This window comes from Pseudomonas sp. Pseusp21 (assembly GCF_059492145.1).
Genome location: NZ_CP168520.1, coordinates 4061395 through 4073198, shown reverse-complemented (window position 1 = coordinate 4073198; position 11804 = coordinate 4061395). Strand labels below are relative to the sequence as shown.

Here is an 11804-nt window from a genome sequence, read left to right as displayed (position 1 = left end):
CCGGGCACTTAGCTCGGTCGATAAACGCGCACATTGGCATGCCCCTCACTGAGCAAATGGTGGGCATGCAGGCGACTCATCACGCCTTTGTCGCAATACAGCAGGTACTGGCGAGTAGGGTCCAGTTCCTTGAAACGAGCGTTCACTGCGTAGAACGGCATCGTCTGTACCTCTATGCCGACGAGCTCCAGCGGGTCATCCTCGGCGGCATCCGGATGACGGATGTCGATGACGATCTGACCGGCCAGCGCTTCGCTGACTTCTTCGATCTGCAAATCCTGGCCCAATTCGTCGATCACCCGATCGATCGGCACCAGTCTGGCGTTTGCGAGCGCACGCTCAAGCACCGCCATGTCGAATTCCTGCTCTTCGTGCTCGACCCGGCCACGCTTGGCGGCGGTCTTCGGGTTGACCGAGATGACGCCGCAGTATTCCGGCATGTGCCGGGCGAAATCACCGGTACCGATCTGGTCGGCCGTGTCGATGATGTCCTGCTTGTGGGCGACGATCAGCGGCCGCAGGACCAGTTTGTCGGTGACGCAATCGATGACCGACAGATTCGGCAGCGTCTGGCTCGACACCTGGGAAATCGCTTCACCGGTGACCAGCGCATCGATGTGCAGGCGTTCGGCAATGTTCGACGCTGCGCGCAACATCATACGCTTCAATACGACGCCCATATGACTGTCGTCGACCTTGCCGAGAATTTCGCCCAAGACTTCTTCGAACGGAACACTGACAAATAGCACGCGTTGCGAGCTGCCGTACTTCTTCCAGATGAAATGCGCGACTTCCATTACGCCCAATTCGTGGGCACGACCGCCCAGATTGAAGAAGCAGAAGTGCGTCATCAGGCCGCGACGAAGGATCTGGTACGCGGCAACGGTCGAGTCAAATCCGCCGGACATCAGCACCAGCGTTTGCTCCAGCGCACCGAGCGGGTAGCCGCCGATGCCATTGTGCTGGCTGTGAATCACGAACAACCGTTTGTCGCGAACTTCGATGCGGACTTCGATTTCCGGCTGCTTCAGGTCGATTCCGGCGGCACCGCACTCACGGCGCAGCTTGCTGCCGACATATTTTTCGACGTCCATCGAGCTGAACGCATGCTTGCCCGCACGCTTGCAGCGCACCGAAAAGATCTTCCCGGCCAGCGCATCGCCGTAGTGCTGCTTGCACTTTTCGGTGATGTCGTCGAAGTCGCCCAGCGGGTACTCGTCGATCTGCAGAAAGTGCGCGATGCCCGGCATGCAGGTCAGGCGTTCGCCCATCTCTTTCAAGGCCTTGGGGTCGGTGACGCGGGTTTCCAGCTCGAGATTGTCCCACACACCGTTCACCACCACGGCCGGGTCCAGGTCGCGGAGCACGGTGCGGATGTTCTTGGCCAGCTGGCGGATGAATTTCGTCCGGACAGGTCGGCTTTTGATGGTGATCTCGGGGAAGACTTTTACGATTAGTTTCATGAAAACAGCGCGCGCTGGGCCAGCCGAAAAAGGGGGGCGCGGATTATAGCGGAAATTGCTCAAGGTTTAACCAGTTAATGTGCAGAAGGTTTTGCACGCACCAAAACGGGTCATTTTTCGATTTGAGCGCTACATTAAAGGGCGAGATTTTTGCCTTTAAGGCGCTTTCGACCTTTAGAAGCGTGAATTTGGGGCAAAAAACCCATGCTGGGGCACTGGCATGCAATTTGCTCCCTTGTGAGGCAGGTTGCCTTGGCAGAGTATTCGCGCCGGCATCACCACTATTAAGGGCATCCACTACCCGCCCTAATTCACCCGGAGGACACTATGTCGAAGTCGGTTCAACTCATCAAAGATCATGACGTCAAGTGGATTGATCTGCGCTTCACGGACACCAAAGGCACTCAGCACCACGTGACCATGCCGGCTCGCGATGCGCTGGAAGACGACTTCTTCGAAGTTGGCAAGATGTTCGACGGTTCCTCCATCGCTGGCTGGAAAGGCATCGAAGCCTCCGACATGATCCTGCTGCCGGACGACGAAACCGCCGTTCTGGACCCGTTCACCGAAGAGCCGACCCTGATTCTGGTCTGCGACATCATCGAACCTTCGACCATGCAAGGTTACGATCGCGACCCGCGCGCCATCGCCCGCCGCGCCGAGGAATACCTGAAGACCACCGGTATCGGTGACACCGTATTCGCCGGTCCAGAGCCAGAGTTCTTCATCTTCGACGAAGTGAAGTTCAAGTCCGACATCTCCGGTTCCATGTTCAAGATCTACTCCGAGCAAGGCTCGTGGATGTCCGACCAGGACGTGGAAGGCGGCAACAAAGGCCACCGTCCAGGCGTGAAAGGCGGCTACTTCCCGGTTCCGCCGTTCGACCACGACCACGAAATCCGTACCTCCATGTGCAACGCACTGGAAGAAATGGGCCTGACCGTTGAAGTTCACCACCACGAAGTGGCAACTGCCGGCCAGAACGAAATCGGCGTCAAGTTCAACACCCTGGTGAAGAAAGCCGACGAAACCCAGACCCTGAAGTACGTTGTACACAACGTTGCCGACGCCTACGGCCGTACCGCGACCTTCATGCCGAAGCCTCTGTACGGCGACAACGGTTCGGGCATGCACGTTCACATGTCCATCTCCAAAGATGGCAAGAACACCTTCGCGGGTGAAGGTTATGCCGGCCTGTCCGACACCGCCCTGTACTTCATCGGCGGCATCATCAAGCACGGTAAGGCCCTGAACGGCTTCACCAACCCGGCCACCAACTCCTACAAGCGTCTGGTGCCAGGCTTTGAAGCTCCGGTAATGCTGGCCTACTCGGCTCGCAACCGTTCCGCCTCGATCCGTATTCCTTACGTCAACAGCCCGAAAGGCCGTCGTATCGAAGCCCGCTTCCCGGATCCGGCTGCCAACCCGTACCTGGCGTTCGCAGCACTGCTGATGGCCGGTCTGGACGGTATCCAGAACAAGATCCACCCAGGCGATGCTGCCGACAAGAACCTGTACGACCTGCCGCCTGAAGAGGCGAAAGAAATCCCGCAAGTTTGCGGCAGCCTGAAAGAAGCCCTGGAAGAGCTGGACAAGGGCCGTGCGTTCCTGACCAAGGGCGGCGTGTTCTCCGACGACTTCATCGACGCCTACATCGCGCTGAAATCCGAAGAAGAAATCAAGGTCCGCACCTTCGTACACCCACTGGAATATGAGCTGTACTACAGCTGCTGATCCGGTAGCGCCGCGCTACGCGGCGTGACAGAAAGAGGCCTCCTTCGGGAGGCCTTTTTTGTGCCCGCAATTTATCGCCTCTGATCGTTCCCACGTTCTGCGTGGGAACGCCTCAAGGGACGCTCCGCGTCCGGTGACGCGGAGCGTCACGGGCTGCATTCCTACGCAGAGCGTGGGAACGATCAACCGAATAATCTCTGGATGTGTGCAGGGGTTGGGCCAACCGCCGCGACTGGCCTATGCTGCAACCCATCGTTTTCGTTTCCGGTCGATTTCATGGGTCGCACCCTTCTCTGTATTTTGCTGCTGATCGCCCTGCCCGCCGCCGCGCAGATCTACAAGTACACCGATGCCAGCGGCAACACCGTGTACAGCGATCACGCGCCGGACGGCGTGCAGGCGCAGCCGGTGGAGTTGCCGCCGCTAAACAGCGTCCAGCCTCAGGCACCGAGCGCGCCATCGTCAGAAACGGTTAGCCAAGCGCCAGCGCGCAATGCCTATGAAGCGCTGGAGCTGACCGGCCTGCCTACCGAAGAAGCCCTGCGCGCCAACAACGGTACGTTCACGGTCAGCGTGCTGATCACGCCGCGCCTGCAACCGCCACATCAATTGCGTCTGCTGCTGGACGACGCGCCTTATGGCCAGCCGAGCAATGTGCCGATCCTGCAACTGGTGAACGTCGACCGGGGCGAGCATCGGCTGGCGGTGCAGGTGATCAATGGCGAGGCGATCATTCAGCAGAGCCCTGCGGTGGTGTTCACCGTGCAGCGGGTGCACAAGCCATGACGCGGGGATTGATTGCCCTGTGCCTGTTGCTGATCGCGTTTGACGCATCGGCCGAGGTGTTCACTTACATCGACGCACAGGGCAATCGTGTCTATACGGACCAACCGCGCGGCAACGCCAAGCGTGTGCCGCTGGCCACCAGCAATCGCATGGTCTCGAATCCGACCGCCGCCGCGCCGGTCGCGCCGTCGAAGCAATCAGCTGAGCCGACGCTGTTTCGCTACGACATGCTGCGCGTGCTGATTCCCGAGCCGGACGCGACCATTCGCAGCAGCGCCGGCGAGCTGATCGTCAGCGTCACCAGCGAGCCGGGCCTGCAAAAAGGTCATTTGTATCGCCTGCTACTGGATGGCCAGGCCGTCGGCGAACCCGGCCTGAGCCCGGTGTTCCCGCTGAGCAACATCGATCGTGGCAGCCACAACCTGTCGGTGGAAATCCTCGACGCCCAAGGCCGGACCGTGGAGAAAACCGCCAACCAGCCGTTCCACATGCAGCGCATTTCCCTGGCACAGAAGCGTCAGGTCAAACCGTGCGTCAGCGCCGACTATGGCGTGCGCCCGGAATGCCCGCTGAAAGACAAACCCGCCGAACCGAAAAATCCTTTCCTGCGTTTCTTCTGACGTCGTTCAGCTTTGCGCACTATATTGGTGCAATACGCTGCACCGTACTCACATTCCAACCCATTTTGGTTCGAAAGTACCCGCCAGAGCGGTTTGACTGCCACGCAAACGAGCGTCAAACGCCCGTTTCAGGGGTTGAACGCTTCTTTTCGGAGCCTTGGTTTGGTTTTTGCATTTTCCTCGCATCAGCGCTGTCTCCCTGCGCGCGCCATGCTCCAAAAGAGGTCCTCATGACCATCAGTGACGCACTGCATCGCTTGCTACTCGACAATCTGACCACCGCCACCATCCTGCTCGACAGCGAATTGCGCCTCGAGTACATGAACCCGGCGGCGGAGATGCTGCTGGCCATCAGCGGTCAGCGCAGCCATGGGCAGTTCATCAGCGAGCTGTTCACCGAGTCCACCGAGGCGCTCAATTCGTTGCGCCAGGCGGTGGAGCAGGCGCACCCGTTCACCAAGCGCGAAGCGATGCTCACCGCCCTCACCGGCCAGACCCTGACCGTGGATTACGCGGTGACGCCAATCCTCAGCAACGGCGCGACCCTGCTTTTGCTGGAAGTGCATCCCCGTGATCGCCTGTTGCGCATCACCAAGGAAGAGGCGCAACTGTCGAAACAGGAAACCAGCAAGATGCTGGTGCGCGGCCTGGCCCACGAGATCAAGAACCCGCTCGGCGGCATTCGTGGCGCCGCGCAACTGCTGGCCCGGGAACTGCCGGAAGACAGCCTGCGCGATTACACCAACGTCATCATCGAAGAGGCCGACCGCCTGCGCAATCTGGTCGACCGCATGCTCGGTTCGAACAAACTGCCGTCGCTGGCCTTGTGCAACGTCCACGAAGTGCTGGAGCGCGTCTGCCAACTGGTCGAGGCCGAAAGCCAGGGCTGCATCACGCTGGTGCGCGATTACGACCCGAGCATCCCCGATGTCCTGATCGACCGCGAACAAATGATTCAGGCGGTGTTGAATATTGTGCGCAACGCGATGCAGGCCATCAGCAGCCAGAACGAGCTGCGCCTGGGCCGCATCAGCCTGCGCACCCGCGCCATGCGCCAGTTCACCATCGGCCACGTCCGTCATCGCCTGGTGACCAAGATCGAGATCATCGACAACGGTCCGGGCATTCCGGCGGAACTGCAGGAAACCATCTTCTTTCCCATGGTCAGCGGCCGTCCGGACGGTACCGGGCTCGGCCTGGCCATCACCCAGAACATCATCAGCCAGCACCAGGGCCTGATCGAGTGTGACAGCCATCCAGGCCACACCACGTTCTCGATCTTTCTGCCACTGGAACAAGGAGCCACATCGACATGAGCCGTAGTGAAACCGTGTGGATCGTCGATGACGACCGTTCTATCCGTTGGGTTCTGGAAAAGGCCCTGCAACAGGAAGGCATGACCACCCAGAGCTTCGACAGTGCCGATGGCGTGATGAGCCGCCTCGCGCGCCAGCAGCCGGACGTGATCATCTCCGATATCCGCATGCCCGGCGCCAGCGGCCTGGACCTGCTGGCACGGATCCGCGAGCAGCACCCGCGGCTGCCGGTGATCATCATGACCGCTCATTCCGATCTGGACAGCGCTGTCGCCTCCTATCAGGGTGGCGCGTTCGAATACCTGCCCAAGCCGTTCGATGTCGACGAAGCCGTGTCACTGGTCAAACGTGCCAATCAGCACGCCCAGGAGCAGCAAGGCCTGGAAGTCGCCCCGACCCTGACCCGCACCCCGGAAATCATCGGCGAAGCGCCGGCGATGCAGGAGGTGTTTCGCGCCATCGGGCGCTTGAGCCACTCCAACATCACCGTGCTGATCAACGGTGAATCCGGCACCGGTAAAGAACTGGTGGCCCACGCCCTGCACCGCCACAGCCCGCGTGCGGCCTCGCCGTTCATCGCGCTGAACATGGCGGCGATCCCGAAAGACCTGATGGAATCCGAACTGTTCGGCCACGAAAAAGGCGCGTTCACCGGTGCGGCCAACCTGCGTCGCGGCCGTTTCGAACAGGCCGACGGCGGCACGCTGTTCCTCGATGAAATCGGCGACATGCCGGCGGACACCCAGACCCGACTGCTGCGGGTGCTGGCCGATGGCGAGTTCTATCGCGTCGGCGGGCATGTGCCGGTCAAGGTCGATGTACGGATCATCGCGGCGACCCACCAGAATCTGGAAACCCTGGTTCACGCCGGGAAATTCCGTGAGGACTTGTTCCACCGCCTCAACGTGATCCGCATCCACATCCCGCGCCTGTCGGACCGTCGCGAAGACATCCCGACCCTGGCCAAGCATTTCCTCAGCCGCGCCGCGCAAGAGCTGGCGGTGGAGCCGAAGCTGCTGAAAAGCGAGACCGAGGAATACCTGAAGAACCTGCCGTGGCCTGGCAACGTGCGCCAGCTGGAAAACACCTGCCGCTGGATCACCGTGATGGCGTCCGGGCGCGAGGTACACATCAGCGACCTGCCGCCGGAACTGCTGAGCCTGCCGCAGGACTCGGCGCCAGTGACCAACTGGGAACAGGCGCTGCGCCAATGGGCCGATCAGGCCCTGGCACGCGGGCAGTCGAGCCTGCTCGACAGCGCGGTGCCGGCGTTCGAGCGAATCATGATCGAAACGGCTCTGAAGCACACCGCCGGGCGTCGTCGCGACGCTGCGGTGCTGCTGGGCTGGGGCCGGAACACCCTGACCCGCAAGATCAAGGAACTCGGCATGAAGGTCGATGGCGGGGATGATGACGAGGGCGATGAAGGCTGAGATTCAGCGCCAACCTGCACCGCCGCAAGGCACCGTGACCCTTAATCGGGCACGGTCACCGGTCCGGGCTTGCACTGTAAACAGCTGAAAATCCCAACCTGTAAAAAGACGAAGGCCCCGTACTACGGGGCCTTCGTCATTGCGTCGGGCTTATTTGTTACAAATCGAGAAAACCTGGCACGCCCCCTGCAATAACTCCATCAGGTGATTCGATTCACCCACCCTTTCGGGGGCCTTGGTACAGGCAGGCCGGGGATTCCCCTCTTTACACCGGACTCATCGAGTCCACCCTTTTGGGGCCCTTGATACAGGCAGGTCAGGGGTTCCTTCTTTACACCGGCTCAGAACGCGATGCGATGAGCCCGCCCGTTTCGGGAACCTTGGTACAGGCAGGCCGGGGATTCCCTCTTTTATTGCTCCCGGAGATGGATCTCCAGCCGCCAGCGGTCATCGACCTCCTGGCCGGCCCAGTCGCCCTGCAGCGGCCGCGCCGCCACCAGCGTCAGCAACAATCCCCCGTCACTCAACCGCGTCCGCCAGTTCACGTCCTTGCCGTTGAACTTGAGCTGGCCTTTCTGCGCCTGGCCTTCGGCCTCGAACAACAGCGCAACGCTGCCATCGACGATCTCGCCATGCAGCTTCGGCTCGTTGTTGAACCAGACCGCCAGACCGCCATCGATCACCTCGACCTGCTGCAAAACGGTCGGGTCAGGTGTGGTCAAACGGCCGATCATCATCCCGACCATCACACCGACGATCGCCAGTGAGGCCATCACCCGCGGGAATAGTTTCGAACGCGGATCCGCTTGCGGCGTAGAATACGCGTCATCTTTACCTTCGGAGCCGTGCATGTTTCACGTCATCCTTTTTCAACCGGAAATTCCGCCGAACACCGGCAACGTTATCAGGCTGTGCGCCAACAGCGGCTGCCACCTGCATTTGATCGAACCGCTGGGTTTCGAGATGGACGACAAGCGCTTGCGCCGCGCCGGTCTCGACTACCACGAGTATGCCACCTTGCAGCGCCATGCCGACCTCGCCAGTTGCCTCGAAAGCCTCGGTCATCCACGGCTGTTCGCCTTCACCACCAAGGGTTCGCGGCCGTTTCACGATGCCGCGTTCGTCCCGGGCGATGCGTTCATCTTCGGCCCGGAAAGCCGTGGCCTGCCGCCGGAAGTGCTCGACGCCCTGCCCGGCGAACAGCGCTTGCGCCTGCCGATGCGCGAAGGCTGCCGCAGCCTGAACCTGTCCAATACCGTGGCAGTGGCCGTTTATGAAGCGTGGCGGCAGAACGACTTCAAATAACACCCTTGGATTGATCGTTCCCACGCTCTGCGTGGGAATGCAGCCCGTGACGCTCCGCGTCACTGGACGCGGAGCGTCCCTTGAGGCATTCCCGCGCGGACGGTTCGACGCCTCGACGTGGGAACGATCAGCCAAGAAAAAAGCGCCTGTAACGGCGCTTTTTTCGGTGTTGCATCGACCGCTTACTGAACAGTCGGAGTTTCGCCGGATTCCTGCATGCGCTGCAGCTCTTGCGCGTACAGGGCGTCGAAGTTCACCGGGGCCAGCATCAGGGCCGGGAACGAACCGCGGGTCACCAGGCTGTCCAGGGTTTCGCGAGCGTACGGGAACAGGATGTTCGGGCAGAACGCACCCAGGGTGTGGCTCATGGAAGCCGCGTCCAGGTTCTTGATCAGGAAGATACCGGCCTGTTGCACTTCAGCGATGAAGGCCACTTCTTCACCGTTTTTCACGGTGACGGACAGGGTCAGCACGACTTCGTAGAAATCACCTTCCAGGGCTTTCTGGCGGGTGTTCAGATCCAGAGAGACCGCCGGATCCCACTGCTGGCGGAAGATCGCCGGGCTTTTCGGGGCTTCGAAGGACAGGTCGCGTACGTAGATGCGCTGCAAGGAGAATTGCGGTGCAGTTTCTTCTTCGCTGGCTGCAGTGTTCTGTTGGTCAGTCATCTCAGATCCTTTCTGATCTTGGGTCTTTTAGGGTTCTTTACGTGTGCAGCAGGTCAGGCCTTGAGCAGCGCGTCGAGCTTGCCGGCGCGCTCCAGGGCATACAAATCATCACATCCGCCGACGTGGGTATCACCGATCCAGATTTGCGGCACGGACGTGCGTCCGGCCTTCTGGGCCATGGCGGCGCGCACCTGCGGCTTGCCATCGACCTTGATCTCTTCGAAGGCCACGCCTTTGTTCGCGAGCAGGTACTTGGCGCGCGAGCAGTAAGGGCAGTAATCGCTGGAGTAGACGATGACGTCGCTCATGTCACTTCACCAACGGCAGGTTGTCGCCTTTCCAGCTGGAAATCCCGCCGGACAGCTTTGCGGCGGTGAAGCCGGCCTTCATCAGCTCGCGGGCATGGGTGCCGGCGGTCTGGCCCAGGGCGTCGACCAGAATGATGGTCTTGGCCTTGTGTTTTTCCAGCTCGCCGATGCGGGCGGCCAGTTTGTCCTGGGGAATGTTCACCGCGCCAACGATGTGACCGGCGGCGTAGTCCTTGCTCGGACGGATGTCCACCACCACGCCGGCTTCCTTGTTGACCAGTGCGGTCAGCTCGCCCGTGCTCAGGCTTTTACCGCCGCCCTGCACCGTATGCGCCAGCAGCAAAGCCAGCAGTACGACGAAGATACCGACAAGAATGTAGTGGTTAGTGGCAAATTCAATCAGGTGAGCAACCATCGAAGGAGGTTCCAGGGCGTTAAAATGTCGGCCAGTATACACAGCCACTATGGTCGGCCAAACCCCGTCCGGCGGTGACGCCGCCGGAACTTCGCTTTAAACTCCAACTCCCTTTTCCATCGCCCTCTTCTTATTAGCCACGAGTGGATTCCATGACTACCACGCCTAAACCTTTGGTCCTGATGATTCTCGACGGCTTCGGTCACAGCGACAGCCCCGAATCCAACGCCGTCTATGCGGCCAAAAAGCCTGTGCTGGATCGCCTGTGGGCCACCGTGCCGAATGGCTTGATCTCGGGCAGCGGCATGGACGTCGGTCTGCCGGACGGCCAGATGGGCAACTCTGAAGTCGGCCACATGAACCTCGGCGCCGGCCGCGTGGTGTATCAGGACTTCACCCGTGTGACCAAAGCGATCCGCGACGGCGAGTTCTTCGAGAACCCGACCATCTGCGCCGCCGTGGACAAGGCCGTGGCCGCCGGCAAGGCCGTGCACTTCATGGGCCTGCTGTCGGATGGCGGCGTTCACAGCCACCAGGATCACCTGATCGCCATGGCCGAACTGGCCTTCAAGCGCGGCGCCGAAAAGATCTACCTGCACGCCTTCCTCGACGGCCGTGACACGCCGCCGAAAAGCGCCGCCTCGTCGATCGAACTGCTCGATGCGACCTTCCAGGCCCTCGGCAAGGGCCGCATCGCCAGCCTGATCGGCCGCTACTACGCCATGGACCGCGACAACCGCTGGGATCGCGTGGCCCAGGCCTACAATCTGATCGTTGACGGCAAGGGCGAATTCAACGCCGCCACCGCCCAGGAAGGGCTGGAAGCCGCTTACGCCCGTGGCGAGAGCGACGAATTCGTCAAGGCCACCAGCATCGGTGAGCCGGTGAAAGTCGAAGACGGCGATGCCGTGGTGTTCATGAACTTCCGCGCCGACCGCGCCCGCGAGCTGAGCCGCGTGTTTGTCGAAGACGGTTTCCAGGAATTCGAGCGCGCACGCCAGCCAAAAGTGCAGTACGTGGGACTGACCCAGTACGCCGCCAGCATCCCGGCCCCCGCAGCCTTTGCCCCGGGCAGCCTGGAAAACGTGCTCGGCGACTATCTGGCGAAAAACGGCAAGACCCAACTGCGCATCGCCGAAACCGAGAAGTACGCCCACGTGACCTTCTTCTTCTCCGGCGGCCGCGAAGAACCGTTCCCGGGCGAAGAGCGCATCCTGATCCCGTCGCCAAAAGTCGCCACGTATGACTTGCAGCCGGAAATGAGCGCTCCGGAAGTCACTGATCGCATCGTCGAGGCCATCGAGAACCAGCGCTACGACGTGATCGTGGTCAACTACGCCAACGGCGACATGGTCGGCCATAGCGGCGTGTTCGAAGCCGCAGTGAAAGCCGTGGAATGCCTGGACACCTGCGTCGGCCGCATCGTCGAAGCCCTGGAAAAAGTCGGCGGCGAAGCGCTGATCACCGCCGACCACGGCAACGTCGAGCAGATGGCCGACGAATCCACCGGGCAAGCGCATACCGCGCACACCACCGAACCGGTGCCGTTCATCTATGTCGGCAAGCGTGACCTGAAAGTCCGCGAAGGCGGCGTGCTGGCGGACGTGGCGCCAACCATGCTGAAACTGTTGGGCCTGGAAAAACCGGCGGAAATGACTGGCACTTCGATTCTGGTCTGATATCAAAAACGCCCTGTAATCAGCCTGAAACGGCTTTTTATGACGAACGCCTCAAAGCAGTTGGCTTTGAGGCGTTT

General features: G+C 60.9%; 12 protein-coding genes. 7 read left to right on the top strand and 5 right to left on the bottom strand.

Annotation, left to right across the window (positions count from 1 at the left end; genetic code table 11):
- Positions 1 to 8: 8 nt before the first annotated feature.
- Positions 9 to 1463, bottom strand: a complete 1455-nt coding sequence (gene thiI / locus ACEN93_RS18620) for a tRNA uracil 4-sulfurtransferase ThiI (protein ID WP_495610358.1) — start codon at positions 1461 to 1463, stop codon at positions 9 to 11.
- 327 nt (positions 1464 to 1790) lie between these two features.
- Here thiI and glnA point away from each other — a divergent pair, with 327 nt between their 5' ends.
- The 5 genes from glnA (at position 1791) to ntrC (ending at position 7352) form a co-directional block, all read left to right on the top strand.
- Complete coding sequence (gene glnA, locus ACEN93_RS18615; RefSeq protein WP_011332032.1) at positions 1791 to 3197, top strand: glutamate--ammonia ligase; 1407 nt, start codon at positions 1791 to 1793, stop codon at positions 3195 to 3197.
- Positions 3198 to 3473: 276 nt separating this feature from the next.
- On the top strand, positions 3474 to 3983 hold the full coding sequence (locus tag ACEN93_RS18610) for a DUF4124 domain-containing protein (RefSeq protein WP_495610357.1): 510 nt from the start codon (positions 3474 to 3476) through the stop codon (positions 3981 to 3983).
- Positions 3980 to 4603, top strand: a complete 624-nt coding sequence (locus tag ACEN93_RS18605; RefSeq protein WP_495610356.1) for a DUF4124 domain-containing protein — start codon at positions 3980 to 3982, stop codon at positions 4601 to 4603. Before ACEN93_RS18610 ends, ACEN93_RS18605 begins: the two co-directional genes overlap by 4 nt.
- A gap of 230 nt (positions 4604 to 4833) precedes the next feature.
- Entirely contained in the window at positions 4834 to 5919 is a 1086-nt protein-coding gene (glnL, locus tag ACEN93_RS18600) for a nitrogen regulation protein NR(II) (protein ID WP_007952516.1), read from the top strand.
- Complete coding sequence (ntrC, locus tag ACEN93_RS18595; RefSeq protein ID WP_007952518.1) at positions 5916 to 7352, top strand: nitrogen regulation protein NR(I); 1437 nt, start codon at positions 5916 to 5918, stop codon at positions 7350 to 7352. Before glnL ends, ntrC begins: the two co-directional genes overlap by 4 nt.
- A 410-nt stretch (positions 7353 to 7762) precedes the next feature.
- Here ntrC and ACEN93_RS18590 read toward each other — a convergent pair whose 3' ends face one another.
- Entirely contained in the window at positions 7763 to 8203 is a 441-nt protein-coding gene (locus ACEN93_RS18590) for a hypothetical protein (protein ID WP_495610355.1), read from the bottom strand.
- On the opposite strand from ACEN93_RS18590, the gene ACEN93_RS18585 reads away from it, so the two are divergent.
- Positions 8202 to 8657 (top strand): tRNA (cytidine(34)-2'-O)-methyltransferase, encoded by a 456-nt coding sequence (locus ACEN93_RS18585; protein WP_007952520.1) that lies wholly within the window; start codon positions 8202 to 8204, stop codon positions 8655 to 8657. The two genes, ACEN93_RS18590 and ACEN93_RS18585, sit on opposite strands and share 2 nt — an antisense overlap.
- Before the next feature lie 182 nt (positions 8658 to 8839).
- Here the strand turns inward: ACEN93_RS18585 and secB are convergent, their stop codons facing one another.
- Genes secB through ACEN93_RS18570 form a run of 3 tightly spaced genes read right to left on the bottom strand, consistent with a single transcriptional unit; the run spans position 8840 to position 10048 of the window.
- Positions 8840 to 9325: a protein-export chaperone SecB gene (gene secB / locus ACEN93_RS18580; RefSeq protein ID WP_039764689.1), complete on the bottom strand. Its 486-nt coding sequence runs from the start codon at positions 9323 to 9325 to the stop codon at positions 8840 to 8842.
- A gap of 53 nt (positions 9326 to 9378) precedes the next feature.
- Positions 9379 to 9633 (bottom strand): glutaredoxin 3, encoded by a 255-nt coding sequence (gene grxC, locus ACEN93_RS18575; protein WP_007952522.1) that lies wholly within the window; start codon positions 9631 to 9633, stop codon positions 9379 to 9381.
- 1 nt (position 9634) lies between these two features.
- Positions 9635 to 10048 (bottom strand): rhodanese-like domain-containing protein, encoded by a 414-nt coding sequence (locus ACEN93_RS18570; protein ID WP_007952524.1) that lies wholly within the window; start codon positions 10046 to 10048, stop codon positions 9635 to 9637.
- A 152-nt stretch (positions 10049 to 10200) separates the two neighbouring features.
- Here ACEN93_RS18570 and gpmI point away from each other — a divergent pair, with 152 nt between their 5' ends.
- Complete coding sequence (gene gpmI, locus ACEN93_RS18565; protein ID WP_039764684.1) at positions 10201 to 11727, top strand: 2,3-bisphosphoglycerate-independent phosphoglycerate mutase; 1527 nt, start codon at positions 10201 to 10203, stop codon at positions 11725 to 11727.
- Positions 11728 to 11804: the final 77 nt, after the last annotated feature.

What these genes read in the sequence shown, in the direction of transcription:
- gpmI (WP_039764684.1), top strand. Translation starts at nt 10,201, where the DNA reads ATGACTACCACGCCTAAACCTTTGGTCCTGATGATTCTCGACGGCTTC.
- ACEN93_RS18605 (WP_495610356.1), top strand. Translation starts at nt 3,980, where the DNA reads ATGACGCGGGGATTGATTGCCCTGTGCCTGTTGCTGATCGCGTTTGAC.
- glnA (WP_011332032.1), top strand. Translation starts at nt 1,791, where the DNA reads ATGTCGAAGTCGGTTCAACTCATCAAAGATCATGACGTCAAGTGGATT.
- glnL (WP_007952516.1), top strand. Translation starts at nt 4,834, where the DNA reads ATGACCATCAGTGACGCACTGCATCGCTTGCTACTCGACAATCTGACC.
- grxC (WP_007952522.1), bottom strand. Translation starts at nt 9,633, where the DNA reads ATGAGCGACGTCATCGTCTACTCCAGCGATTACTGCCCTTACTGCTCG.
- ntrC (WP_007952518.1), top strand. Translation starts at nt 5,916, where the DNA reads ATGAGCCGTAGTGAAACCGTGTGGATCGTCGATGACGACCGTTCTATC.
- thiI (WP_495610358.1), bottom strand. Translation starts at nt 1,463, where the DNA reads ATGAAACTAATCGTAAAAGTCTTCCCCGAGATCACCATCAAAAGCCGA.
- ACEN93_RS18610 (WP_495610357.1), top strand. Translation starts at nt 3,474, where the DNA reads ATGGGTCGCACCCTTCTCTGTATTTTGCTGCTGATCGCCCTGCCCGCC.
- ACEN93_RS18590 (WP_495610355.1), bottom strand. Translation starts at nt 8,203, where the DNA reads ATGCACGGCTCCGAAGGTAAAGATGACGCGTATTCTACGCCGCAAGCG.
- ACEN93_RS18585 (WP_007952520.1), top strand. Translation starts at nt 8,202, where the DNA reads ATGTTTCACGTCATCCTTTTTCAACCGGAAATTCCGCCGAACACCGGC.
- ACEN93_RS18570 (WP_007952524.1), bottom strand. Translation starts at nt 10,048, where the DNA reads ATGGTTGCTCACCTGATTGAATTTGCCACTAACCACTACATTCTTGTC.
- secB (WP_039764689.1), bottom strand. Translation starts at nt 9,325, where the DNA reads ATGACTGACCAACAGAACACTGCAGCCAGCGAAGAAGAAACTGCACCG.